Origin of the sequence: Actinomycetospora soli (genome assembly GCF_021026295.1) — a bacterium.
GTDB lineage: Bacteria > Actinomycetota > Actinomycetes > Mycobacteriales > Pseudonocardiaceae > Actinomycetospora > Actinomycetospora soli.
In genome coordinates this window covers 126,173-151,331 of record NZ_JAJNDA010000013.1, presented here as the reverse complement: position 1 = coordinate 151,331, position 25,159 = coordinate 126,173, and the positions used below count along the sequence as shown (strand labels likewise).

The window sequence follows — 25,159 nt, the reverse complement described above, 5'->3', positions numbered from 1 at the left end:
CGATCAGGCCGGTCAGGAGGACGCCTCCGCGGTGGCCTTCTCGTCGGCGGAGTCGGTCGCCTCGGGCGCGGTGCCGTTCGAGGCGTCCTCCTCCTTGACCGGGAGCAGGCTGATCTTGCCGCGGTTGTCGATGTCGGTGATCTCGACGCGGATCTTGTCGCCGACGTTCACGACGTCCTCGACCTTGCCGATCCGCTTGCCGCCACCGAGCTTCGAGATGTGGACCAGGCCGTCGCGGCCGGGCACCAGCGACACGAACGCGCCGAAGGCGGCCGTCTTGACGACGGTGCCGAGGTAGCGCTCGCCGATCTTCGGCATCTGCGGGTTGGCGATGGCGTTGATCTTGTCGACCGCCGCCTGGGCGCTGGGCCCGTCGGCCGCACCGACGTAGATCGTGCCGTCGTCCTCGATGGAGATGTCGGCGCCGGTCTCCTCGGTGATCGAGTTGATCATCTTGCCCTTCGGGCCGATGACCTCGCCGATCTTGTCGACCGGGACCTTCACCGTGGTGATGCGCGGGGCGAACTCGCTCATCTCGTCCGGCGAGTCGATGGCCTCGGCCATGACGTCGAGGATCGCGAGGCGGGCGCCGCGGGCCTGGGTGAGGGCCTTGGCCAGGACCTCGGAGGGGATGCCGTCGAGCTTCGTGTCCAGCTGCAGCGCCGTCACGAAGTCCTTGGTGCCGGCGACCTTGAAGTCCATGTCCCCGAACGCGTCCTCGGCGCCGAGGATGTCGGTCAGCGCGACGAAGGTGTCCTTGCCGTCGACCTCGCCGGAGACCAGGCCCATCGCGATGCCCGCGACCGGCGCCTTCAGCGGCACACCGGCGTTGAGCAGCGACATCGTCGAGGCGCAGACCGAGCCCATCGACGTCGAGCCGTTGGAGCCGAGGGCCTCGGAGACCTGCCGGATCGCGTAGGGGAACTCCTCGCGGGTCGGCAGGACCGGCACCAGCGCGCGCTCGGCGAGCGCGCCGTGCCCGATCTCGCGGCGCTTCGGGGAGCCGACGCGCCCGGTCTCGCCGGTGGAGAACGGCGGGAAGTTGTAGTGGTGCATGTAGCGCTTCGTCGTCTCCGGGGTGAGGGAGTCGATCGACTGCTCCATGCGCAGCATGTTCAGCGTGGTGACGCCGAGGATCTGCGTCTCGCCGCGCTCGAACAGGGCCGAGCCGTGGGCCCGCGGGATGACCTCGACCTCGGCGGCCAGCGGGCGGATGTCGGTGACGCCGCGGCCGTCGATGCGGAAGCCCTCGGTGAGAATCTTCTTGCGGACGGTCGACTTGGTCAGCGACCGGAACGCCTCGCCGATCTCCTTCTCGCGGCCCTCGAACTTCGGGGCGAGCTCGGTGACCAGACGCTCCTTGACCGCGTCCTGGGCGGCGTCGCGCTCCTGCTTGCCGGAGATCGCGAGCGCCTTGTCGAGCTCGTCGCCGGCGGCGGAGGTCACGGCGTCGAGGACGTCGGACTGGTACGGCGGGAAGGTCGGGTAGTCCTTCGTGGCCACCCCGAGCGAGGTGTAGAGGTTCTGCTGCGCCTCGCACAGCGTGCGCAGGAACGGCTTCGCGGCCTCCATGCCGGCGGCCACGATCTCCTCGGTGGGCGCCTGGGCGCCGCCCGCGACGAGCGAGACGGCCTTGTCGGTCGCCTCCGCCTCGACCATGGAGATCGCGACGTCGCTGCCGTCGGAGGTGATCGAGCCCGCGATCACCATGTCGAACACGGCGTGCTCGAGCTGCTCCCACGTCGGGAACGCGACCCACTGCCCGTTGATCAGGGCGACGCGGGTGGCGCCGACCGGGCCCTCGAAGGGCAGGCCGGAGATCTGGGTGGAGGCCGACGCGGCGTTGATCGCCAGCACGTCGTAGGGGTCGTTCGGGTCCAGGCTCTGGACCGTGACGACGACCTGGACCTCGTTGCGCAGGTTCGCGGCGAACGTCGGGCGCAGCGGGCGGTCGATGAGGCGGCAGGTGAGGATCGCGTCGGTCGACGGGCGGCCCTCGCGGCGGAAGAACGAGCCGGGGATGCGCCCGACCGCGTACATCCGCTCCTCGACGTCCACGGTCAGCGGGAAGAAGTCGAAGTTGTCCTTCGGCCGCTTCGACGCGGTGGTCGCCGAGAGGAGCATCGTCTCCTCGTCGAGGTACGCGACGACGGCGCCGGCCGCCTGGCGGGCCAACCGGCCCGACTCGAAGCGGATCGTGCGGCTGCCGAACGTGCCGTTGTCGAGGACGGCGGTGGTCTCGTGGACACCGGTCTCGGTGTCGACGACGGCCGGGGTGGCGGAGTTCGCCATGGGTGGGTTCCTCCAGAGGGAACGGACTGGCGAGTCCCGCGCCTTCCCACCTGGTGACGTGACCGGTCTTCGATCGAAGCCCCCGGACGCCGGTTCCGGGAGCCACTGTCGAGGACCGGGTCCTCCCCGGGTGGGGCGACGGCGGCGGGGCTCGTGTTCAGGTGTGGGAGTGCAGATCGGGCCGCCCGCGACGTGTCGCGGGCGGCCCGGGGATCAGCGGCGCAGGCCGAGACGCTCGATCAGCGTCCGGTAGCGGTTGATGTCCACCGACGCCACGTACTTCAGCAGCCGGCGGCGGCGACCCACCAGCAGCAGCAGGCCGCGGCGGGAGTGGTGGTCGTGCTTGTGCATCTTCAGGTGCTCGGTGAGCTGGACGATCCGCTTGGTCAGCAGCGCCACCTGGGCCTCGGGCGAACCCGTGTCGGTGGTGTGCACGCCGTACTCGGAGAGGATCGACTTCTTCTGCTCGGTGGTCAGGGCCACGTCGGTGGTGCTCCTCGTGTCTTCGTCGTCGTACCCGGGGCGAGCCCGGTACCGTGTGCCGTCCCGACGGCGGGTGGGCGGCCGATCGAGCCGCTCGCGTGTACCGATCGGTGTCCGGCCGCCACGGACCGCAGCCGGATCGTGGTCGAGTCTACCGGTGACCTCCGACGGCCTCGTCGGCGCCCGGGGGCGCGACCAGCGGGAACTCCTCGATCACCCGGTAGGGCGACCCGCTCGCCACCAGCACGATCGCCCGCGGGGTCCAGCTCGGGCCCGCGTGGGCCTCGAGGCCCGGGGGCACCGACGGCGCGCGTCCCCGGCACCGCGCGACGGTCAGGTGGGCGACGTGGTCGGCGGGGTCGGTGCCGACCGCGCGCAGCAGCGCGTGCCAGGTGTCCCGGTCGTGCGCGTGCACCCCCAGCCACAGCGCCGTGCCGAAGACCCCGGCGCCTCCGCACGCGAGGGCGGGCGCCCGCAGCGGCGCACCCCGCAGCCCGGCGGCCACCGCGTCCGGGTCGGCGTCGGCGTGGAACCGCAGGGTCACGTGCCGCCGCTCGCGGGCGACCGGGCGCCACCGGTCGCGGTCGAGGTCCGCGACCGCCCCGTCGACGGCCGCGTCCACGGCCTCGTCCGGGAGGACCGCGACGAACAGCCGCACTAGATCCCGAGGAGCTTCCGGGTGTTCGCGACGTCGCCGTCCATGGCCGTGATCAGCTCCTCCACCGAGTCGAAGCGCTCCTGGCCCCGCACCCGGGCGACGAACTCGACGCCGACGCGCTGGCCGTAGAAGTCCTCGGTGTGGTCGAGGACGAACGCCTCGACGGTGCGCTGCTGCCCGGAGAAGGTCGGGTTCGTGCCCACCGAGACCGCCGTCGGCAGCTTCTCTCCGTCGCGCAGGAACCAGCCCGCGTACACGCCGTCGGCGGGGACCGCGGCGTGCGCGGTGACCGACACGTTCGCCGTCGGGTAGCCGAGGTCGCGACCCCGCTGGTCGCCCTTGACCACCACGCCCTCCACGCGGTGCGGGCGGCCGAGGGCGTCCGCGGCGGCCTCGACGTCCCCCGCGGCGATGCAGCTGCGGATGTAGGTCGACGAGTAGGTCACCGTGCGCCCCCGATCTCCGTCGGCGACCAGGTCCAGCCCGATCGCCTCGAACCCGAACCGCTGGCCGAGCCGCTCCAGCTCCGGCACGTCGCCGGCGGCGCGGTAGCCGTACGTGAAGTTCTTCCCGACCACCACGGCCGAGGCGTGCAACCGGTCCACCAGCAGCTCGTGGACGAACTCGTCCGGCTCGACGCGCGCGAAGTCGGTGGTGAACGGCAGGACCCAGAAGGCGTCGACGCCGAGCTCGGCCACCAGGTCCGCGCGGCGCGCGAGCGTGGTCAGCTGCGCCGGGTGCGAGCCGGGACGCAGCACCTCGCTGGGGTGCGGGTCGAAGGTGATGAGGGTGGTGGGCAGCCCCCCGAGCTCGCGGGCCCGGTCGACCGCGTACCCGATGAGCTGCTGGTGGCCCCGGTGCACGCCGTCGAAGACGCCGATGGTCACCACGCAGCGTCCCCAGCCCGGGGGGACGCCGTCACGGCCGCGCCAGCGTTGCACGTGCTTCGGGCCTCCCCGCGCGCTGCGGTGTCGTCGGATCGCGCTCAGCCTACGGGCGCACCCGGGGGGCTTCCCGGTGACGGGGGCGGCGTCACCTCCCGGGTGTTCCCGCCGCCGGCTCAGGTCGCGGGCGCGAGCACCAGGACCGGGCGCGCCCGGCCGTCGGAATCGGCGACGAGGCCGATCACGTGCCCGTCGGGGCCGAACACCGCCGTGGTGCCCGGGCCGCCGGTCGGCGGCAGCGGACGCCCGTGGGCGAGGTCGGCCGCTCCGGCGGCGTCGACGTCGCGCCGCGGGAACGCCGTGCCCGTCGCGGCGTCCAGGTCGAGCGAGAGTCCGGCGCGGCTGGCCTCGCCGTCGGCCTCCGCGACCATCTCGTCCACGGTGCGGGCGTGGGCGAGCGTGAACGGCCCGACGCGCGTCCGGCGCAGCGCCGTCAGGTGCCCGCCGACGCCGAGCCCGGCCCCGAGGTCGCGGGCGAGCGCCCGCACGTAGGTGCCCGACGAGCAGTCGACGAGCACGTCGAGGTCCAGCCGCTCCCCCTCGCGGCGGCGGGCCAGCACGTCGAAGCGCCCCACGTGCACCGGCCGCGCGGGCAGCTCGACCTCCTCCCCCGCCCGCACCCGCTCGTACGCGCGGCGCCCGTCGACCTTGATGGCCGACACCGCGCTCGGCACCTGCTCGATGTCCCCGGTCAGGGCGGCCACCCCGGCGTCGACCGCGGCGTCGGTGACCCCGCTCGCGTCCGCCGACGAGACCACCTCGCCCTCGGCGTCGTCGGTGCCGGTGGCGGCGCCGAGCCGGATCGTCGCGAGGTAGGTCTTGGTGTCGAGCGCGAGGTGCCCCAACAGCTTGGTCGCCCGCTCCACACCGAGGACCAGGACGCCGGTGGCCATCGGGTCGAGCGTGCCGGCGTGCCCGACCTTCCGGGTGCCCACGAGGCGACGGGCCTTCCCGACGACGTCGTGCGAGGTCCACCCGCCCGGCTTGTCGACGACGAGGAGGCCGGGCGGCGGAGGTGGGCGGCGGGGGGTGCGGGCGTTCATCGCCGCGGATCCTCCCCTGCCCGCGCCGGGCGACCGGCGTCAGGGGGACACGCGGTCGAACGGGATCGACACCGCGGGCACGGACGGCGGGGCCGGGACGTCCGCCGGTCCGTGCGCCCACACCGGGAGCGCCGCGAGCCACGCGGCGGCGGGCGGGTCGCCGCCGTGCGCGCCCTCCCAGGGCACGGCGAGCCACCCCGTCGTCGTCACGGTGGACGGGGTGCCGGTCCACACGAGCACGACGTGGCGCAGGCCGGGCGCGGCCTCGGGCGGGTCCCGGGGTGCGGGGACCCCGTCGAGGGCCAGCTGTCCGCCGACCGGCACGTAGCCCGCCCCGTTCTCGGCCGCGGCCGCCGCCCGGATCGTCCCGTCCCAGCGCAGGGCACCGAAGACGGGGGCCGCGCCGTGACCCGGCGGCGCCTTCATCGCGTGCAGCGCCACGTGCTCGTGCTCGACGACCAGCGAGTTGCGGGGCGCGCCGATCCGCACCCCGCGACCCGCCCACTCCCCGGCCACGGCGAGCAGCCGGATCCGCAGGTTCTCCGACGACGTGAGCCCGAGCGTGAGCGCCGTGTCCCCCGCGACGGCCGGGTCGTGGCGCGCGACGTTGTGCTCCCACACCGCGGCGACGGCCTCCTCGAGGAGCCCGAGCACCCCGAGGGCCCGCCACCGGTCCCGCACCTCCCGGAGCCACGCCATGGCCCCGGGGTCCCACACCGTCCCGCTCATGACCGCAGGGAAGCACGCACCCCCGACAGTCACCCCCGTCGGCAGGAGACCTACGTCTTCGGGCCACCCGCGACGTAGATGACCTGGCCGGACACGTATCCGGCGCGCTCGTCGACGAAGAAGGACACCATGTTCGCGATGTCCTCCGGGACCCCGACGCGCTGCACCGGGATCTCCTTGGCGCGCGCGGCCTGCCACTCCTCCCAGTCCTGCCCGAGCCGCTCCGCGGTCGCCTTCGTCATCTCCGAGGCGATGAAGCCCGGGGCGACGCAGTTGGCGGTGATGCCGAAGCGGCCGAGCTCGATGGCGAGGGTCTTGGTGAAGCCCTGCAGCCCGGCCTTGGCCGCGGAGTAGTTGACCTGGCCGCGGTTGCCCAGCGCCGAGGTCGACGAGAGGTTCACGATCCGCCCGAACTGCTCGGCGACCATGTGCCCCTGCACGGCGCGGGTCATGAGGAACGAGCCGCGCAGGTGCACGCCCATGACCTGGTCCCAGTCGGACTCGGTCATCTTGAACAGCAGGTTGTCCCGCGTGATGCCGGCGTTGTTGATCAGCACGGTGGGCGGGCCGAGCTCCGCGACGATCCGCTCGACCGCCGCGGTCACGGCGTCGGCGTCCGAGACGTCCGCGCCGACCGCGATGGCCTTCCCGCCGGCCTCGGTGATGGCGTCCGCGGTGCCCTTGGCGGCCGACTCGTCGAGGTCGATCACCGCGACGGCCAGCCCGTCGGCGGCCAGACGCAGCGCGGTCGCGGCCCCGAGTCCGCGGGCGGCACCCGTGACGATCGCGACGCGGGGGGTGGGAGCGGTCATGACAGAGGGACCTCCAGGGACGGGTCGATTCGGCCCCATCCTGCACCCGCTCCATTCCCGACGACGGGTGGGACCGGTCACGCCTGACCGGTCACCATCCACCGGTCCCCGCGCGCCCGCAGGCCCACCCCGACCGCCCGGCCGAGCATGAACAGCGACAGCCCGGCCCACACGCCGGCGAGGCCCCAGCCGAACGCCAGCGACGCCCAGATCGCGGGCAGGAACCCGACGAGCGCGCAGCCGAGCGTGAGCCGGCGCAGGAACGCCGCGTCCGCGGCGCCGAGCAGCACCCCGTCGAGGGCGAACACGAAGCCGGCGACCGGTTGCAGGGCGACGAAGAACCACCACGCGGCGGGGATCGTCGCGAGGACGGCCGCGTCCGGGGTGAACACCCGCGGCAGGACGCCCGCGAGCGCGGCGAACAGGAGGCCCGCGACGACGCCGAGCGCGATCCCGTACCAGGTCACACGCCGGGTGACGGTGCGCGCCGACCCGGCCGCCGACGCCCCGAGGGCCGCCCCGACGAGCTGCTGCGCGGCGATGGCCAGCGAGTCGAGCACCGTCGCCATGAAGGTCCACAGCTGCAGCACGACCTGGTGGGCGGCCACCGACGCCGCCCCGAAGCGCGCGCACACGGCCGTCGCCGAGAGGAAGCACGCCTGGAAGGCGAGGCTGCGCAGCAGCAGGTCACGTCCCAGGCCGAGCTGCGCGCGCAGGTCGGCGGCGACCGGGCGCAGCGTCACCCCGAGGCGGACGCTCTCGCGGACCAGCGCGCCGACGAAGAGCAGGAGCACGATCGTCTGCGCCCCGACGTTGGCGATGGCCGAGCCCTCCAGCCCGAGGCCGACGCCGTGCACCAGGATCGGGCAGACGATCGCGGAGGCCCCGTTGCCGGCCAGCACCACGACGACGGGGGCGCGGGTCGACTGCACGCCGCGCATCCAGCCGTTGCCGGCCATCGCGACGAGGATGCCGGGCGCGCCGAACAGGGCGATCCGCATCCAGTCGACCGCCTCGTCGGCCAGCACCCCGCCACCACCGAGGCCGTCGGCGACCGGCCGGGCGATCAGCTGGCCGATCACGATCACGGCGATCCCCGCGAACAACGCCAGCCAGGTGGCGGCCACCCCCTCGGCCACCGCCCGGTCGCGATGGCCCGCCCCGAAGGCGCGGGCGGCGCGGGCGGTCGTGCCGTAGGCGAGGAAGGTGCCGAGCGACGACACCTGCGCGAGGACGACCGCCCCGACGGCGAGCGCGCCCAGCGGCAACGCCCCGAGCCGCCCGACCACGGCGGTGTCGACGAGCAGGTAGAGCGGTTCGGCGACCAGCACGACCAGGGCGGCCGCGGACAGCGACAGCACCCGGGTCGGCCCGGCGTCGAGCGAGGTGGTCACGGGCTCCCCGACGATGTCGGATGTCCTGTCACTGGGTGCACGCAGTGACGCATTGCCGGCACCGGGAGGTGCTACCCCCGCGGCCGGTCGTCCCCGTCGAGGGACCCGTCGGACCCGGCGGGCTCGTCGTCGAGGTCGTCGTCCTCGTGCGGGGTGCGGTACGGGTCGGCCTCGCCGGCGTAGGTCGCGCCCGCGGCGAGCGAGGCGACCTCCTGGTCGGCGGCCCGCACGCCCGCGAGCAGTTCCTCCATGCGCGCGGCCCCCTCGGGCACGGCGTCGGCCACGAAGGTGATCGACGGGGTGTGGCGCACCCCGGTCTGACGGCCGACCGCGGTGCGCACGACCCCGGTGGCGCTGGCCAGCGCCGCCGCCGAGTTCTGCTGGTCGGTCTCGTCGCCGTAGACGGTGTAGTACACGGTCGCCTCGCGCAGGTCCGCGGTGAGGCGGGCGTCGGTGATGGTGACCAGCTTGAGCCGCGGGTCCTTCACCTCGTGCTCCAGCGTCGAGGCGACGATCTGGATGATCCGCTTGGCGAGGCGCCGGGCGCGGGGTGCATCGGCCATCTCGGGCCATCCTCCAACAGATCAGTCGTCGTGCGGGCCCATCCAGCGGGTCCGCGCGGAGAGCACCTGGAACTCGGGGTGGGAGCTCACGAGGCGCTCGCAGTTCTCGAGCACGTCACCGACGTGCCCGGCGTCCGCGGCCACCACCGCCACGCCGATGAGGGCGCGGCGGTGGAGGTCGAGGTGTCCGGCCTCGGCGACCGAGACCGCGTACTTGCGCCGCAGCTCGGCGACGACCGGTCGCACCACGGAGCGCTTCTCCTTGATGCTCCCGACGTCGCCGAGCAGCAGGTCGAGCTCGAGCACACCTACGAACACGAGATCACTCGCGCGGCTTCTCCCGCATCTCGTAGGTCATGATCTTGTCGTCGACCTTGATGTCGTTGAACGACCCGAGCGTCAGACCGCACTCGTAGCCGTCGCGGACCTCGGTGGCGTCGTCCTTGAACCGTCGCAGCGAGGCGATGGTCAGGTTCTCCGCGATGACGGCACCGTCGCGCACCAGGCGTGCCTTGGCGTTGCGGCGGATGATCCCGTCGGTCACCAGGCAGCCGGCGATCGTGCCGAACTTGGAGGAGCGGAACACGTCGCGGATCTCCGCGGTGCCGAGCTCGACCTCCTCGTAGATCGGCTTGAGCATGCCCTTGAGGGCCGCCTCGATCTCGTCGATGGCCTGGTAGATCACCGAGTAGTAGCGGATGTCGACGCCCTCGCGGTTGGCCAGCTCCGTGGCCTTGCCCTCGGCACGGACGTTGAAGCCCATGACGATGACGTCCGACGCGATCGCGAGGTTGATGTCGCCCTCGGTGATCGCACCGACCCCGCGGTGGAGCACCCGGAGCTGGACCTCGTCGCCGACGTCGAGCTTCACGAGCGCGTCCTCGAGCGCCTCGACCGTACCCGAGTTGTCACCCTTGATGATCAGGTTGAGCTCGTTGGTCTCCTTCAGCGCGGCGTCGAGGTCCTCGAGCGAGATGCGCTTGCGGCGGCTGGCCAGCTGCGCGTTGCGCTCGCGGGCACGACGCCGGTCGGCGATCTGCCGGGCCACGCGGTCCTCGTCGACGACCAGGAACGTGTCGCCCGCGCCGGGCACCGACGTGAAGCCGATGACCTGGACCGGACGCGAGGGCAGCGCCTCGCGCACGTCCTCGCCGAACTCGTCGAGCATCCGTCGGACACGCCCGGAGGCGTCGCCCGCGACCACCGAGTCGCCGACGCGGAGCGTGCCGCGCTGGACCAGGACGGTCGCGACGGGGCCGCGGCCACGGTCGAGGTGCGCCTCGATCGCGACACCCTGGGCCTCCATGTCCGGGTTGGCCCGGAGGTCCAGCGAGGCGTCCGCGGTGAGCAGGACGGCCTCGAGCAGCCCGTCGATGTTGATGTTCTGCCGCGCCGAGATGTCGACGAACATCGTGTCGCCACCGAACTCCTCGGCGACGAGGTTGTACTCGGTGAGCTGCTGACGGATCTTGGCGGGGTTGGCCCCCTCCTTGTCGATCTTGTTCACCGCGACCACGATCGGCACGTCGGCCGCCTGGGCGTGGTTGATCGCCTCCACCGTCTGCGGCATGACGCCGTCGTCGGCCGCGACCACGATCACCGCGATGTCCGTGGACTTCGCACCACGGGCACGCATGGCGGTGAACGCCTCGTGACCCGGGGTGTCGATGAAGGTGATGAGCCGCTCCTGGCCCTCCAGCTCGGTCTCGACCTGGTAGGCGCCGATGTGCTGGGTGATGCCGCCGGCCTCGCCCTCGGCCACCTTCGTCTTGCGGATGGTGTCCAGCAGGCGCGTCTTGCCGTGGTCGACGTGACCCATGACGGTGACGACCGGCGGACGGGCCGCCAGGTCCTCCTCGTCGCCCTCGTCGGAGCCGTAGCTGATGGAGAACGACTCCAGCAGCTCGCGGTCCTCCTCCTCGGGGGACACGACCTGCACGTCGTAGTTCATCTCGCTGCCGAGCAGCTCGAGGATGTCGTCGGACACCGACTGGGTGGCCGTGACCATCTCGCCCAGGTGGAACAGCACCTGGACCAGCGACGCCGGGTTGGCGTCGATCTTCTCGGCGAAGTCGGTCAGCGACGCGCCGCGGGGCAGCCGGACGGTCTCGCCCTTGCCCTTCGGCAGGCGGACACCGCCGACCGACGGCGCCTGCATGTTGTCGAATTCCTGACGCTTCTGCCGCTTCGACTTGCGCCCCCGACGCGCGGGACCGCCCGGGCGACCGAACGCACCGGCGGCGCCACCGCCACGGCCGCGGCCACCGCCGCCGCCGGGACGACCGCGGAAACCGCCCGCGGGCGCGCCGCCACCGCCACCGGGGCCACCGCCACCGGGACGGAAGCCACCGCCGCCACCACCGGGACGACCGCCGCCACCGGGACGACCGCCGGGGCCGCCACGGCCGGGTCCACCGGGTCCGCCACGACCGGGCGCGCCGGCGGGACGGGCCGGCATCATGCCGGGGTTCGGACGGGGCGGCATGTTGCCGGGGGTCGCGCCCCCGGTGCCACCGGGACGCGGCGGACGGTCGCCCGCCGCGGGCCGCTCGCCGTCCCGCGGCGGACGCGGCATCGGGGCCTCGCCGTCACGCGGCGGACGCGGCGGGCGCTCGCCCGAGCCACCACCGCCGGGACGCGGCGCCTGCGGACGGGGCGGGGCCCCGGAGCCGACGCCGAACGGGTTGTTGCCGACGCGCGGGGTCTTCGGACCCGGACGCGGCGCGGCCGGCCGCGGCGCGACCGTGGAGTCGGAGCCGGCGCTCGCGGCGGCGGGACGCTCCTGCCCCGGGCGCGGTGCACCCGGGCGCTGGTCGCGCTGCTCGCCGGGACGACCCTGGCCGGGACGGGGACCGCCCTGACGCTGGTCGCCGCCGCGCTCGACGGAGCCGCCGCGCTGGCTGCCCGGCTTCGGGATGCCGCGCTGCTGGCGGTCGGGGCGGTCGGTGCCGCTCGGGCGCGGGCCGCGGTCGGCGGGGCCGGAACCGGGGCGCGGGCCGGGACGCTCGGCGCCGGGGCGCGGGGCGTCGGACGGCTTCGGGGCCGCCGGACCGGGCGTCGGCGCGGCGGGGGCCGCGGGCGCGGAGGCGGCGGGCGCCTCCGGCGCGGCCGGACCGGGCGTCGGGGTCGCGCCGGGGCGCGGACCGGGCGTCGCCGGGGCCGGAGCCGGGGCGGAGCCGTTGCCGGAGCCGTTGCCGGAGCCGTTGCCGCCGGCGGAGGGGCCGCCGGAGCGGCCACCGGGGCGCGGCCCGCGGGAGGACCCGCCGTTGCCGCCGCTGCCCATCGAGTCGCGCAGCTTGCGCGCGACCGGAGCCTCCACCGTCGAGGACGCGGACTTCACGAACTCGCCGAGGGACTCCAACTGCGAAAGTACCTGCTTGCTGGTGACGCCGAGCTCCTTCGCGAGCTCGTGCACCCGGGCCTTGCCTGCCACTGATCTCCTCATTCTCGAGGTCGGCGGCGTGCCCGCGACCTCGTGTCCTACGCCTGCGCGCTCATCGCGAGTGCTTCACGGCTGGCTCATGGGGGTCGACCTGCTTCCTGGTGTTCCGACCCCGACGGGCGTCGGGGCCTGCGCTCGGGTCGGTCGGTGTCGGCTGCGGCGCGAGCAGTGCGTGCAGGGCGTCGAGGTCCAGCGGCCCCGGGACGCGCAGCGCCCGGGGGAACGCCGATCGGCGCTCCGCGCGGTGCAGACAGTCGGTGTCGGGGTGCACCCAGGCACCCCGCCCCGGCTCGCGACGCCGTGGGTCGGGCACACAGGTCCCGTCCACGGCCACCACTCGCAGCAGTTCCGACACCGGCCCCCGCGATCGGCACCCCACACAGGTGCGCACCGGTCCTTCGATCGGTGGAACCTCGTGGTGAGCCGGACGGGTCCGGGCCATGTCTGACTCTACCGCGTTCTCCCCGCGGCGCCGAAGCCCCGTACCCACCCTCAGGGTGCGACGAGGTCGGACCCGGGCTCGGCGTCCGAGCGGATGTCGATCCGCCAGCCGGTGAGCCGGGCGGCGAGGCGGGCGTTCTGGCCCTCCTTGCCGATCGCCAGCGAGAGCTGGTAGTCGGGCACGACGACGCGGGCCGCGCGGGCCCGGAGGTCGACGACCTCGACCGAGACCACCTTCGACGGCGAGAGGGCGTTGCCCACGAACTCCGCCGGGTCGTCCGAGTGGTCGATGATGTCGATCTTCTCACCGTGCAGCTCGTCCATCACGCCGCGCACCCGCGCGCCCATCGGGCCGATGCAGGCGCCCTTGGCGTTCAGGCCGGGCACGGTGGACCGGACGGCGATCTTCGAGCGGTACCCCGCCTCGCGCGCGATGGCGGTGATCTCCACGGCCCCGCTCGCGATCTCGGGGACCTCGAAGGCGAACAGCTTCCGGACGAGGTTGGGGTGCGTCCGCGACAGCGTCACCGCCGTGCCCCGCGGGGTCCGGCTGACACCGACGACGTAACAGCGCACCCGCTCGCCGTGTTCCAGCTTCTCGCCGGGCACCTGCTCGGCGGACGGGATGACGCCCTCGATCGTGCCGATGTCGACGACCACGACGCCGCGGGCGTTCGCCCGGGCGTCGCGCTGCACGACCCCGGACACGACCTCGCCCTCGCGGGTGGCGTACTCGCCGTAGCTGCGGTCGTTCTCCGCGTCGCGCAGCTTCGCGACCACCACCTGCCGGGCGGTCGTCGCCGCGATCCGGTCGAAGCCCGCCGGGGTGTCGTCGACCTCGCCGACGGTCTCGCCGTCCTCGCCGGTCTCGGGGACGAGCACGCGGATCTCGCCGGAGGTGCGGTCGACCTCGGCGCGGGCACCCGGGGTCTCGTTCCCGGCCTGGCGGTAGGCGGTCAGCAGGGCCGACTCGATGGCCGCGACGACCGTCTCGAAGGCGATGTCCTTGTCGCGCTCGATCGCGCGCAGGGCCATCAGGTCGACCTTCACTGCTGCTGCTCCTTCTCGGTGGGTCCGGCTCCGCCGCGCTGCGCGTCCTTCTGCCGTCGATCGTCCCGCAGGGCCTCGACCTGCGCCTCGGGCGCCGGCTTGAACTCGACCTCGACCCCGGCCCGCTCCACCCGCTCCAGCGGGATCTCCTGCAACCCCTTCTCGACGGCGAGCGTGACCGTCGCGTCGGTCACGGCACCGACCCGGCCCGAGAGCTTCGTGCCGTCGTCGAGGGTGACCGCCACGCGGCGCAGCCACGCCTTCTGCCAGTGCCGCGGCTCGGTGAGCGGCCGGTCGGTGCCCGGCGTCGAGACCTCGAGGGTGTACTCGCCGAGCACCGCCCCCTGCGCCGCCTCGTGGGCGTCGACCGCGGACGACACGTCGCGGCTCAGGGCCGCGACGGCGTCCAGGTCGACGCCGCCGGCGGGCCCGTCGTCGACGGCGGGCGCGTCAGGGGTGTCGACGGTGACGCGGACGACGTGACGGCGGCCGGCGGGCCGCACGTCGAGGTCGTCGAGCACGAAGCCGGCCCGCTCGACGACGTCGGTCACGACGGGCGTCAGGGCGGTCGCGGCGGCACCGGTGGGTGGGCCCACGGGCACGGGTCTGCCTCCAGGACGGGTGAGGGAGCGGTGTCCCCACAGTAGTCCCGCCCTCCGACGCCCCGTCGCTCCGCTCGCCCCGCCCGGCGACTGGCACGATGACCGGTGATGCCGCACCTCTCCCGCCGATCCTTCGTCGTCCTGACGGCGGGTGTGGCCACCCTGGGGGCCGCGGGGTGCGCGCGGGACGACCGGCCGGACGAGCTCGAGGCGCCCTGGACGGCGGCCCGCGCCGACGCCGCGCTGGCCACGGCGGCGGCGGGCGCGTTCCCCGACGCGGCGGCCCGCCTCACCCCCGTCGCCGACGCGCGGCGCACCCACGCCGAGGCGCTCGCGATCGAGATCCGGCGGGCCCGCCCGGACCGGGCGGAGGTGCTCGACGCGCCCCCACCGGCCGTCGGGAACCCGTCGTCCGCGGCGGACGCCGTGGCGGCGCTGACGCGGTCGCTGGGCGCCGCGCGCGACGCCGGGGCCGCCCTCGCCGTCACCACGGCGCGGTACCGGGCGGGGCTCGTCGCGTCGGTCGCCGCCTCCTGCGCGGGCTGGGCGGAGGCGCTCGCGTCGTGAGTGCACCCGTCCCCGACTCCGACGGCGCGCCCGCGGCCGCCCAGGCCGCGCTGGGCGCCGAGCACGCGGCCGTGTGGTGCTGCGGGCTCGCGACCGCCTTCCTGCCCGCCTCGGCCGCCCAGCCGCTCGCGGACGCGGCCCTGGCGCACCGGCAGCGCCGCGACGCCCTGGTCGCCCGCCTCGAGGCGTCCGGGGAGCAGCCGGTGCCCGCCGCGGCCGCCTATGCGACGCCGCGGCCGGTGACCGACGCGGCGAGTGCCGCGGCGCTGCTGGTGACCGCCGAGGACGACGTGGCGGGCGCCTGGCGCGCGCTCCTGGAGCGGACCGACGACCGCGACCTGCGCACCACCGGGGTGGAGGCGATGACCGCCGCGACGACGGTGGGACGGCGCTGGCGGATCCTGGCCGGCGTCACGCCGACGGTGCCGAGCCTGCCGGGGTCGGCGCCGGCCTGAGATCGGCGCCGGCTACCGCAGGCCGAGGGCCGTGCGGGCGAGACGGTCGAGCGTCGACTCCGGGACCCGCGCGCCACCGGTGCCGTCGGTCTCGGTGATGACGACCGTCTCCCCCAGCTGCGTCGACGAGTACCCCGCGCCGGAGAGCCCGGCCGGGGCGCCCGGGTAGCCGCGGCCCTCGCGGAGCAGATCCGCGACGTTGCCCGTGCCCGAGGAGTCGACCAGCGACTTGAGCGCGGCGGCCGACGCGGCGTCGTGCATCTGCACCACCGCCACGGACGCGACCACCGCGGTCCCGTCCGCGTCGCCGGTCCACAGCGCGCGGTCGAGCCGGGTGCAGGGCCGCTCGCGCAGGAACTGCACCGCGAGGCCGTAGGCGTGGCCCTCGCAGGTGGCGTCGGTCGTGACGACCCGCTGGGTCCAGGAGACGCCGTCCACCACCCGGACCGGGTCGGCCGAGATCTCCTCGGGTGCCGCCCCGGTCCCCCGCACGACGAGGACCGCGACGCCGAGCGCGAGTCCGAACGCGGCGACGGCGGCCAGCCCGAGACCGCGCCACGAGGCCATCCACGCGGGCAGCGCCACCGTGCGGCGGGCCCGACGGCGACGGCGGGTGTCGGCGGGGACGCTGCCGAGCCGCGGGGACTCCTCGGGCGTGGCGGGCAGACCGGCCGGGGCCGCCGGCGCCGCGGGCACCGCCGGGATCGGGGTGGTGGTCGGGCGCGCGAGGGGGCCGCCCGGGTTGGAGACGGCGGCGGAGCGCGCCGAGGGGACCGCCCCGGGGGGCAGGGACACCTCGAACCCGGCCGCCGCGAGGTCGGCCGCGTCGGGCACGAACTCGGCGAGCCGCCAGGCGGCGAAGAGCCGGCGCACCTCGGCGGCGTCGAGCACGGTGGGGCCGGACGAGGCGGTCAGCACCAGGGTCGCCGCGGTGGCCACCCCGATCCCCGCGTCCTCGGCCGTGCGCTCCGGGTCGGCCCGGTCGGGCGCGGCGCGGTCGACGACGGGCACGACCTGCCGGGGGGCGGTCGGCGTCGGGTCGGCGAGCGCGAGCAGGCGGTCGATCTCCGCGGCCGCCCGGTCCTGCGAGCCCTGCGGACCCGCGCCACCCGTCGTCGGGACCCCGACCGGGACCCGTACCGCCGCCGGGACGAGGCCGAGGACCCCGTCCGGCCGCAGCACCAGGGCGTCGAGGACGCCGTCCGGGCCGCCGGGCAGGGCCACGGCCACCCCGGGGGCCGTCGGGAGCCCGTCGAGCAGGCGACGGATCCGACGCACGCGCTCCGGTGCGATCCCGTGTCGGGGATCCGGGGCGACGAGGAGCATCCGACCTCCACGATCGGGTGACAGCGGGCGGCGCTCACGGTAGCCCGCGAGATCACGGAAGTGTCACGGACCCCGGTGTGCCCCGCGTGTCACCCGGTCGGCCGACGCCGCTCCCCGATGCGCGCGACCATCGGGGTGAGCGTGCGGGCTGCCACGGGGAGCAGCGACTGCGTCCGGGTGAGCCAGCCCCGCCACCCCGGCAGGACCCGCAGCTCCCGCTTCCCGTCGAGCATCGCGATCCCGGCGGCGACCACCTCGTCGACGCCGAGCACGCGCGGGCCGGTGAAGAGCAGGGCCGACGACGGACGGTCCGACACGGCGCGCAGCAGGTCGGTCGAGACCGCGTCCGGGCACAGCGCGAGGCAGCGGATCGGCCGGCGGGCACCACCGAGCTCGGTGTGCAGGGCCTGGACGTAGGACAGCGCCGCGGCCTTGGACGCGCCGTAGATCGCGAGACCCGGCGTCGGGCCGAGCCCGGAGAGCGAGACGACGTTGAGGATGTCGCCGCGGCGCATGACGTCGACCGCCGCGCGGCAGCCGTGGACGACCCCGAGGGTGTTGATCTCGATCGTCGCGGTCACCTCGGCGTCCGTGGCGTCCCAGACCGGCGCGGTGGAGAGCACGCCCGCGTTGTTCACCCAGACCGTGACCTCGCCCAGGTCGGCCGCGGCGGCGGCCACCGAGCGCTGGGCCCCGGCGTCGCGCACGTCGAGCGGCAGCGCGGTCGACGGGCCGGGCAGGGCCTCGGCGGTGCGCGTGGCGGCGGCGCCGTCGACGTCGGTGACCACGACGTGCAACCCGCGCTCGCTCAGCGCCCGGGCCAGCCCGGCACCGATCCCCCGTCCCGCACCGGTGACGACGGCGACGTCGGTCATGTGGTCCTCCCTCTCCTCCGTGGCAGCGAAGCGTCGTTGCTGTCATCCAGTGGCAGTGGAGCCGCTTCCTCGCGCCGGAGTCTCGCGCACCCGACGTCGGGAGCGCGGACGTAGGCTCGTCGTGATGCGCAGCGAGGAGATCGAGGTCCGCACCGGCGGCCAGGAGACGGTCCGGGACGTCACGGCGGAGTGCGAGCGGTTCCTGCGCGACGCGGGCGCCGAGGACGGGCTGCTGCACGTGTTCGTCCCGCACGCGACCGCGGGGATCGCGGTGATCGAGACGGGCGCCGGGTCGGACACGGACCTGCTGGCGCAGCTGCGCGAGCTCCTCCCCGCCGACGACCGCTGGGGCCACCGCCACGGCTCCCCCGGCCACGGGCGCGACCACGTGCTCCCCGCGCTGGTCGCCCCGTCGATGACGGTGCCGGTGCTCGGTGGCCGGATGGCCCTCGGCACCTGGCAGTCGGTGTGCCTGGTCGACACCAACACCGACAACCCGTCGCGCAAGATTCGTCTCAGCCTGCTCGCGGGCTGAGCGGATCTTGGCATCCTGGAGCACGTGAACACCGACGTCCTCGTCATCGGCGCCGGCCCGGCCGGCTCGTCCGCGGCCGCGTGGGCCGCGCAGGCGGGTCACGACGTCGTCCTCGCCGACGCCGCCGTCTTCCCCCGCGACAAGGCCTGCGGCGACGGGCTGACGCCCCGCGCGATCGCCGAGCTGACGAAGCTCGGGCTCGGCGAGTGGGTCCGTGGCCGCGGGGAGAACCGCGGCCTGCGCGCCGCGGGCTTCGGGCAGCTCCTGACGCTGCCGTGGCCGGGAGGCTCGCTCCCCGCCCACGGGGGCGCGGTGGCCCGGACCGAGCTCGACGCGCGCATCCGGTCGGTGGCGCTCGACCGCGGTGCTGTGCCCGTGGAGGGCCGCCGCGCGGTGGACGTGGAGTTCGCCGGGGACGCGGTGTCCGCGGTCGTGTTCGACGACGGGTCGCGCATCTCCTGCCGGCGGCTGATCGTGGCCGACGGGGCGAAGTCCACCCTCGGCCGCGTGCTCGGGCGGGTCTGGCACAAGGACACCGCCTTCGGGGTCGCGGCGCGGGGCTACATCACGTCCGGCCGCCACGACGACCCGTGGATCTCCTCGCACCTCGAGCTGCGCGGCACCGAGAACGAGGTGCTCTCCGGCTACGGCTGGGTGTTCCCGCTGCACGACGGGTCCGTGAACATCGGCGTCGGCACGCTCGCCACCGACAAGCGGCCCGCCAACGTGCGGCTGCGCTCGCTCATCGCGCACTACGCCGCGCAGCGCCGGGAGGACTGGCAGCTCTCCGGCGAGGTGCGCGACGTCGCGTCGGCGCTGCTGCCCATGGGCGGGGCGGTCTCGGGCGTGGCGGGGCGGAACTGGGCGCTGGTCGGTGACGCCGCGGGCTGTGTGAACCCGCTGAACGGCGAGGGGATCGACTACGGACTCGAGACCGGCCGGCTGGTCGTGGGCCTGCTGCCCGAGGACGACTGGTCGCTCGCATGGCCCGCGACGCTGCGGGAGCACTACGGCTCGGCGTTCTCCATCGCCCGCCGCCTCGCCAAGCTCCTGACGGTGCCGAAGCTGCTGCCGGTCGCGGGCCCGGTGGGCATGCGGTCGAAGGCCCTGATGACGGTGGCCCTGCGGGTGATGGGGAACCTCGTCACGGAGGAGGACCACGACGTGGTCGCCCGCGCCTGGCGGTTGGCGGGCAGGGCGTCGCTGCGCGCCGACGAGCTGCCGCCTTTCCCGGCCGCGGACCTGCGCACGCCGGTCGCCGCGGGCTGATCCCGACGGCGGCGTCTCGCGGAGGGTCGAGCCGCGTCCTTCGCGACGAAGCGTGACTGTCGGACCCTCGTACTAGTGTTCGAATCATGCCGCAGGACCTGCCGTCGGACCCCCGTACCGAGCTGGCGACGATGCTCGCCGACTCGGGTCTGCCGCTGCTCGCGCGCGCCGTCGCGGCGGGCGCCGTCAGCGGCCCCGGCGTGCGCGCGGTACTCGACTGCCTGGCCTCGCTGGCCGCCGACGGCCACGACGACGGCGCCCTGGCGGAGGCCGAGGAGTTCCTGACCGCCATCGCCGCGGCCACCGACCCGGCACATGTCGCGCGGGAACTGCGCGTGCACTGCGACGAGGTCCTGCGGCCGCACCTCGACGAGACCGGCACCGACGAGCTGGACGACGACGAACTCGACGACGAACTCGACGACGAGCTCCGGTTCGAGGAGCCCGCCGCCGTCCGGCCCGCGATCGCCACGGCTCGGCCCGACGCGCCGGCATCCGCCGAGGCCCACGACGAGCTGCGCCACGACGAGCTCGCACCCGCGACCGACGGGCCCGCGCCCTGTGCGCCCGTCCCCGTCGCCGACGTCGGACCGCACGAGCGCGGGCCGCTCCGACTGCCCGTCGTCCGCGGTCGACCTGCTGCCGGACGGCTCCGGCGTCGACGCCCGGTGCGCCCGATCGCACGCGAGAGCCCCGGCGCCCACCTCGACCCAGGGCTGCGCCGGCCAGGGTCCCTGCCCACCGGATCGTCGGTCGCCGACACCCATCGGTGCCGCCGGGTAGGGCGGGCACCCCCACCGGAACCCGCCCCCGCCACCGGTGCGCGGCACGTCCGCCCACCCCCGCCGGTGCCGGGTCAGGGCGTGATGACGACCTTCAGCGCCAGGTTCGCCGCGGCGTTGCCGAACACGTCGTACGCCTCGTCGATCTGGTCGAACGTGAACGAGTGCGTCCCCATCTTCTCGGCGGGGATGCGTCCCGACGCGACCATCTTGAGCAGGGTCGGGATCGACACGGTGTCGACCAGGCCCATCGTCAGGGTCACGTTGGCGATCCACATGTCCTGCATGGGGATCTCGACCGGGGTGCCGTGCACGCCGACGTTCGCGATCGTCCCGCCGGGCCGCACGAGCGAGGCCGCGGTCAGCAGGGTCTCCGGGTAGCCGACGGCCTCGATCGCGACGTCGACCCCGAGTCCGTCGGTCAGGCCGACCACGTCGGAGACCGTGCCCGGGCCGACCTCGACCGCGTCGGTCGCGCCGAACTCGAGGGCCTTCTCGAGCCGGAACTTGTTGGAGTCGATGGCGATCACCTTGGAGGCGCCCCACAGACCCGTCGTCAGGACCGCGGAGAGCCCGACCGCCCCGGCCCCGACCACCGCCACGGTGTGGCCGGGTCGGACGCCGCCCGCGAGCACGCCGACCTCGTACCCGGTGGGCAGCGAGTCGGCCAGGAAGATGGCCTGCTCGTCGGTGACCTCCGGCGGCACGATGTAGAGGGAGGTGTCGGCGTAGGGCACGCGCACGTACTCGGCCTGCGTGCCGTCGATGAGGTGGCCGAAGATCCAGCCGATCCCGCCGACGGTCTGGCAGTGCGACGGCATGCCGCGCTGGCAGTACTCGCAGCGCCCGCACTTCGTGATCGCCGGGACGAGGACCCGGTCGCCCACCGAGAACCCGCGGACCGCGCCGCCGACCTCGGTCACCGTGCCGACGGCCTCGTGCCCGAGGATGCGGCCGTCGGTCACCGCCGGCACGTCGCCCTGCAGGATGTGCAGGTCGGTGCCGCAGATGGTGGTGGTGTCGACCTTGACCACGACGTCGGTGGGTTCGACGATCGCGGCGTCGGGAACGTCCTCCCACGCCTTCTGGCCGGGTCCGTGGTACACAAGGGCCTTCATCGCGACCTCCGCTGGTTCGCCCGCTGAGCGTCCTCGACGCTATGGCGTGGGCCACAGCCCGACTGTCCGATTCCGGGACACTCCGCGACGGCCGTCCGCGGGCCCACGAGGGCAGGTGTCCCGCAGGCGGGACGGACCGGGGCGGCGCGTCAGGCGATGTAGCTGATCCCGAAGGCGTCGATCTTGCGGTAGAGCGACGAGCGCGCGATCCCGAGCATCGCGGCGGCCTTGTAGCGGTTGCCACGCGTCTCGTAGAGCGCGTGGATGATGGCGTCGGCCTGCGCGGTCTCGAGCATCGTCAGGCGCGGCGCGCTCGTGAAGCACAGCGCCGGCAGGTCGGGCGGCTGCACGATGCCGACCGGCTTGCGCGCGACGACGTAGCGCAGCACGTCCTCGAGCTCGGCGATGTTGCCGGGCCACGCGTAGCCCTCGAGCACCCGGACGACCTGGTGGGAGAGCCGCACCGACCGGCCGCCGCTGGTCGAGCGCAGCACCGCCTGCGCGATCCCGGCGAGCTCGTCGGTGCGGTGGCGCAGGGCGGGGACACGCACCGTGTCGTGGAAGTGGCGCAGGAGCAGGCCGTACGGACGCCCGGCGTCGACCGCGCTCGAGTCGAGACAGCCGACGACCACCACGCGGCCGGGCATCGCGGTCAGCGGGCGGAGCGCCTCGTCGAGCCGGCGGGCCGCGACCGGGGTCAGGGCGTGCACCTGGTCGAGCAGCACCAGGTGGGCGTCGGCGCCGGCGGGGTCGAGGCGCAGGTCGTCGACCGGGCCGGAGCAGTCCACGGTCGTCGACGTACCGCGCGGGAACAGCGAGAGGAAGCGTTCGCGCGCGAGGGTCCGCTTGCCCACCCCGGTCTCGCCCACCAGCAGTAGGTGCCGCCGGCGGCCGAGCGCGGCGGTGGCGTCGCGGCGCATCCGGTCGTAGGGCCCGAACAGGTCCTGCGTCGCGCGTCGCCGCGCCTCCTCCCCCGACGTCGGGTCGCGGCGCAGGTCCGCCGCGAAGTCCCGCCGGGCGGTGGGCGCGACGTGCGAGCCCTGCCGGCGCCGCGCCTCGCGTGCCGCGACGCTGACCCGCCCGGCGCCCGCGTGCACCGCCACCGGGCCGCCCGCCAGGACCGCGCCGAACAGTTCGCCGTCCTCCCCGCGGATCTCCCGCAGGTCGACCTCGGCGCACGTCCCGGACGGCAGGTCGAGGTGGCGGGGGCCGCCGGTCTCGTCGAGCAGGACGCAGGCGGTGAGCGTGTCGCCGAGGGTGCGCCGGTCGGCGTCGGGCAGCCCGGCCACCTCGCGGCCCAGCCAGGTCTCGTCGCCGGTCGCCGCGACCACCCACGGCACGCCCTCCGCGCGGAGGGCGGACATCGCGTCGTGGACGGCGAGCACCCGGCGGCGCCGGTCGCGCTCGTCGTGGTCTGCCACGGCGTCGGCGAGCAGCCGGGCCACGGCGGGCGGGGCGGGGTCCCCGGCGTGCGCGACCAGCACGATTCCGCCGCCGACGACCGGGGCGGCCGCCTCCCGGAACACCCGCCAGGCGGGGTGGAGGTGTTCCGGGCCCTCGACGAGCACGGTGCGGCGCAGGCGTCCGCCGACCGCCGCCGCCGTGGTCCCGACGGACTCCTCGTCGCAGCGGTGACCCGGCACGAACCCGGCCGCGTCGAGGAGTTCGCCGAGCGCCGGGTCGGTGTCGTAGCGCACCCGGACGACGCCGTCGTCACCGACGAGCGCGACCGACCACCCCGACCCGCCGTTCTCGCGGGCGAACCGGTGCAGGACGGCGTCGGCGGCCGCGACGAGCGGGCCGCCGTCGTGGTGCCCGACGAACGGGGGGTCCGCCGGGACGGTGGGCGAGCGCTCCCAGGACGCCACGATCTCCTCGCGGACGACCCCGTCGGGCAGCGCCGCCCGACCGCCGCGCCGGAAACGTTCGCGGGCGGCGTCGAGCACGCGGGCCGCCGTCACACCCCCGGACGCTAGGCCGCGCCGCGGTGCGCGGGCCAGAAAGCGGACGGGTCGGCAGACCCTGCACGCGGGTGGTCAGGCCGCGGGGTCCCACGGCGGCATCGGCTCGCCCGACTGCGCGGCGGCGAGCCGGGCGAGGTACCACGTCCAGCCGGCGGCGAGGTCCTCGCGCGCGACGGTGCCGTCGAGGCGCTGGGTGAGGACGAGCTCGGTGCCGTCGCCGTGCGCGGAGAGCGTGACGTCGAGGTGCCACGAGTCCGAGCCGGACGGGAGGTCGACCACGAGGCGGTGCGGGGGCTCGCAGACCTCGATCACCACGTCGACCGGATCGTCGACCGCACCACCCGCGTCGACCTCGCCCGTCACGGTGAGGCGGACCGTGCCGGTCGCGGGGTCCCCGGTCCAGGTGCCGAACCAGCGCCCGAGTCGGTCCGACTCGGTCAGGGCGGACCAGATGTCCTCCACCGGGTCGGGGTAGGTCCGTCGGACCACGAGGTCCTCAGCCGGTGCGGTCATGGTCGGTCTCCTCGGGGGTGTTCCGCCGGGCGCGCCGGCCGCGGCGCACCTCGGTGTCCAGGGCGTCCAGCCGCGCGGCGGGACCCGCCGTCGGGACGGACTCGGCCGCGAGCGCCGCACGGGCCAGCCCCTCGGCGCTCGTCACCTCGTCGAGGGCCAGGGCGACCGCGCCGTGCAGGGCGGCGTCCGACCCGTGCACGGCGTCGCGCACCGGCGGCGGCGCGTCCCGGCGCCAGCTCATCAGGCCCGCCCGGTAGGTCTCGTCGAACGCCGCGCCGCGCAGGCGCGGGGCGAGGCCGCCGAGGACGACGACGTCGGGGTCGTGCGCGTTGACCAGGCCCGCGAGGCCGCGACCGAGCGCCGCCGACGCCCCGGACACCGCGGCCGCGGCGGCGGGGTCGGACCGGTCGAGCACCGTCGCCGCGAACGTGCGCGGGTCCGTCGGCGCAGGTACGCCGAGGCGGCGGGCCAGGCCGTACCCGTCGACCTCGGGGCCCCAGCAGCCGCGCGCCCCGCAGGCGCAGACCACCGCCGGGTCGCCGAACGGCAGGTGCCCGAACTCCCCCGCGGCCCCGTGCGCCCCGGTCTGCGGGCGACCGTCGATGAGCAGCGTGCCGCCGAGGCCGACCTCGACCAGCACCGTGAGCGCCGTCCCCACGCCCGCCGCGGCCCCCGACCGTGCCTCGGCCAGCCCGGCGAGGGTCGCGTCGTTGCCCTGCAGGACCGGCAGCGACCCGGTCCCGGTGAGCCGCGCGAGGTCCAGCGTCGTCCAGTCGAGCTCCCCGGAGCGGACCACGCGGCCGTCGGCGAGCGGCGCCGGGAACGACACCGCCAGCGCCAGCGCGCCCCGGGCGCCGACGGCCCGGGCCACCTCCTCGGGGCAGGCGCGGGCCCGCCGTCCGGAAGCCACCACCGTGGGCACCCCGTCGAGTCCCGCGACGCCGAGCCGCCAGTCCTCGTGCCGCAGGTCCAGCCCGAGCACGGTCGGCCCGTCGGGAGCGGGCACGAGGCGCGTCGTCGGGCGGCCCCGGCCCGAGACCGGCGCCCGCTCCTCCTCGACCCAGCCGGCGGCGCGCAACCGGGCCACGGTCTCGGTGGTCGTGGCGCTCGACAGCCGCAGCTCGTCGGCGAGGGCGACCCGCGTCAGCCCGGGCGCGCACCGGACCGCGTCCAGCACGCGGGCCGCGGTGCGCCAGCGGTCGACCGCGGCGCGACCGGGTTCACACCGGGATCCGGGGTCGGGACCCGTCGTCGGGAACACACGACCATTATGCTCGGTTGGCGAGAAAAAGCGACCACGAG

The 25,159-nt window shown here is 75.2% G+C and carries 24 protein-coding genes; 4 read left to right on the top strand and 20 right to left on the bottom strand.

Annotated elements, in window-relative coordinates; all coding sequences use genetic code 11:
• Positions 1-12 precede the first annotated feature (12 nt).
• The 14 genes from LN037_RS21200 to rimP all read right to left on the bottom strand — a co-directional run bounded on the left by LN037_RS21200 (position 13) and on the right by rimP (position 14,447).
• Positions 13-2,292, bottom strand: coding sequence for a polyribonucleotide nucleotidyltransferase (locus LN037_RS21200; protein ID WP_230756411.1), 2,280 nt, complete (start codon positions 2,290-2,292; stop codon positions 13-15).
• A gap of 213 nt (positions 2,293-2,505) precedes the next feature.
• Positions 2,506-2,775, bottom strand: coding sequence for a 30S ribosomal protein S15 (rpsO, locus tag LN037_RS21195; RefSeq protein ID WP_230756408.1), 270 nt, complete (start codon positions 2,773-2,775; stop codon positions 2,506-2,508).
• A gap of 151 nt (positions 2,776-2,926) precedes the next feature.
• Positions 2,927-3,433: a 2'-5' RNA ligase family protein gene (locus LN037_RS21190; protein WP_230756406.1), complete on the bottom strand. Its 507-nt coding sequence runs from the start codon at positions 3,431-3,433 to the stop codon at positions 2,927-2,929.
• Positions 3,433-4,374, bottom strand: a complete 942-nt coding sequence (locus tag LN037_RS21185) for a bifunctional riboflavin kinase/FAD synthetase (RefSeq protein WP_230756403.1) — start codon at positions 4,372-4,374, stop codon at positions 3,433-3,435. The genes LN037_RS21190 and LN037_RS21185 overlap by 1 nt, the downstream gene beginning before the upstream one ends.
• 119 nt (positions 4,375-4,493) lie before the next feature.
• Complete coding sequence (gene truB, locus LN037_RS21180) at positions 4,494-5,420, bottom strand: tRNA pseudouridine(55) synthase TruB (protein ID WP_230756400.1); 927 nt, start codon at positions 5,418-5,420, stop codon at positions 4,494-4,496.
• A 39-nt stretch (positions 5,421-5,459) separates the two neighbouring features.
• A complete protein-coding gene (locus LN037_RS21175) occupies positions 5,460-6,149 on the bottom strand; it encodes a hypothetical protein (protein ID WP_230756396.1) in 690 nt (229 codons plus the stop codon).
• Positions 6,150-6,199: 50 nt separating this feature from the next.
• Positions 6,200-6,961 carry a 3-oxoacyl-ACP reductase FabG gene (gene fabG / locus LN037_RS21170; protein WP_230756394.1) on the bottom strand — a complete coding sequence of 254 codons (762 nt, stop codon included), beginning with the start codon at positions 6,959-6,961 and terminating at the stop codon, positions 6,200-6,202.
• A gap of 77 nt (positions 6,962-7,038) precedes the next feature.
• Entirely contained in the window at positions 7,039-8,355 is a 1,317-nt protein-coding gene (locus tag LN037_RS21165) for an MATE family efflux transporter (protein ID WP_230756391.1), read from the bottom strand.
• 71 nt (positions 8,356-8,426) lie between these two features.
• Positions 8,427-8,918: a 30S ribosome-binding factor RbfA gene (gene rbfA, locus LN037_RS21160; RefSeq protein WP_230756388.1), complete on the bottom strand. Its 492-nt coding sequence runs from the start codon at positions 8,916-8,918 to the stop codon at positions 8,427-8,429.
• A gap of 21 nt (positions 8,919-8,939) precedes the next feature.
• Positions 8,940-9,236: a DUF503 domain-containing protein gene (locus tag LN037_RS21155; protein ID WP_230756385.1), complete on the bottom strand. Its 297-nt coding sequence runs from the start codon at positions 9,234-9,236 to the stop codon at positions 8,940-8,942.
• 4 nt (positions 9,237-9,240) lie between these two features.
• Positions 9,241-12,351: a translation initiation factor IF-2 gene (gene infB / locus LN037_RS21150; protein ID WP_230756382.1), complete on the bottom strand. Its 3,111-nt coding sequence runs from the start codon at positions 12,349-12,351 to the stop codon at positions 9,241-9,243.
• A 61-nt stretch (positions 12,352-12,412) separates the two neighbouring features.
• Positions 12,413-12,802 (bottom strand): YlxR family protein, encoded by a 390-nt coding sequence (locus LN037_RS21145; protein ID WP_230756380.1) that lies wholly within the window; start codon positions 12,800-12,802, stop codon positions 12,413-12,415.
• Between the two features lie 50 nt (positions 12,803-12,852).
• On the bottom strand, positions 12,853-13,851 hold the full coding sequence (gene nusA, locus LN037_RS21140) for a transcription termination factor NusA (protein WP_230756377.1): 999 nt from the start codon (positions 13,849-13,851) through the stop codon (positions 12,853-12,855).
• Positions 13,848-14,447, bottom strand: coding sequence for a ribosome maturation factor RimP (rimP, locus tag LN037_RS21135; RefSeq protein ID WP_230756374.1), 600 nt, complete (start codon positions 14,445-14,447; stop codon positions 13,848-13,850). The genes nusA and rimP overlap by 4 nt, the downstream gene beginning before the upstream one ends.
• A 114-nt stretch (positions 14,448-14,561) precedes the next feature.
• Here rimP and LN037_RS21130 point away from each other — a divergent pair, with 114 nt between their 5' ends.
• Together LN037_RS21130 and LN037_RS21125 are read left to right on the top strand one after the other, a co-directional pair.
• Entirely contained in the window at positions 14,562-15,020 is a 459-nt protein-coding gene (locus LN037_RS21130) for a hypothetical protein (protein WP_230756372.1), read from the top strand.
• Complete coding sequence (locus tag LN037_RS21125; RefSeq protein WP_230756370.1) at positions 15,017-15,475, top strand: ferritin-like domain-containing protein; 459 nt, start codon at positions 15,017-15,019, stop codon at positions 15,473-15,475. Before LN037_RS21130 ends, LN037_RS21125 begins: the two co-directional genes overlap by 4 nt.
• Before the next feature lie 12 nt (positions 15,476-15,487).
• Here LN037_RS21125 and LN037_RS21120 read toward each other — a convergent pair whose 3' ends face one another.
• Positions 15,488-16,801 (bottom strand): hypothetical protein, encoded by a 1,314-nt coding sequence (locus LN037_RS21120; RefSeq protein WP_230756367.1) that lies wholly within the window; start codon positions 16,799-16,801, stop codon positions 15,488-15,490.
• 89 nt (positions 16,802-16,890) lie between these two features.
• Positions 16,891-17,676 carry an SDR family oxidoreductase gene (locus LN037_RS21115; RefSeq protein WP_230756365.1) on the bottom strand — a complete coding sequence of 262 codons (786 nt, stop codon included), beginning with the start codon at positions 17,674-17,676 and terminating at the stop codon, positions 16,891-16,893.
• A 124-nt stretch (positions 17,677-17,800) separates the two neighbouring features.
• Here LN037_RS21115 and LN037_RS21110 point away from each other — a divergent pair, with 124 nt between their 5' ends.
• Positions 17,801-18,211, top strand: coding sequence for a secondary thiamine-phosphate synthase enzyme YjbQ (locus tag LN037_RS21110; RefSeq protein WP_230756362.1), 411 nt, complete (start codon positions 17,801-17,803; stop codon positions 18,209-18,211).
• Positions 18,212-18,235: 24 nt separating this feature from the next.
• A complete protein-coding gene (locus LN037_RS21105; RefSeq protein WP_230756355.1) occupies positions 18,236-19,480 on the top strand; it encodes a geranylgeranyl reductase family protein in 1,245 nt (414 codons plus the stop codon).
• A gap of 856 nt (positions 19,481-20,336) precedes the next feature.
• On the opposite strand, the gene LN037_RS21100 is transcribed toward LN037_RS21105, so the two are convergent.
• The 4 genes from LN037_RS21100 to LN037_RS21085 all read right to left on the bottom strand — a co-directional run bounded on the left by LN037_RS21100 (position 20,337) and on the right by LN037_RS21085 (position 25,118).
• Entirely contained in the window at positions 20,337-21,380 is a 1,044-nt protein-coding gene (locus tag LN037_RS21100) for an alcohol dehydrogenase catalytic domain-containing protein (RefSeq protein ID WP_230756351.1), read from the bottom strand.
• A 149-nt stretch (positions 21,381-21,529) separates the two neighbouring features.
• The gene (locus LN037_RS33785; protein ID WP_230756348.1) at positions 21,530-23,341 is read right to left on the bottom strand and encodes a helix-turn-helix domain-containing protein; all 1,812 of its coding nucleotides are present in this window, start codon (positions 23,339-23,341) and stop codon (positions 21,530-21,532) included.
• A 75-nt stretch (positions 23,342-23,416) separates the two neighbouring features.
• A complete protein-coding gene (locus tag LN037_RS21090) occupies positions 23,417-23,857 on the bottom strand; it encodes an SRPBCC domain-containing protein (protein WP_230756336.1) in 441 nt (146 codons plus the stop codon).
• A complete protein-coding gene (locus tag LN037_RS21085; RefSeq protein ID WP_230756333.1) occupies positions 23,841-25,118 on the bottom strand; it encodes an ROK family transcriptional regulator in 1,278 nt (425 codons plus the stop codon). Before LN037_RS21085 ends, LN037_RS21090 begins: the two co-directional genes overlap by 17 nt.
• Positions 25,119-25,159 lie beyond the last annotated feature (41 nt).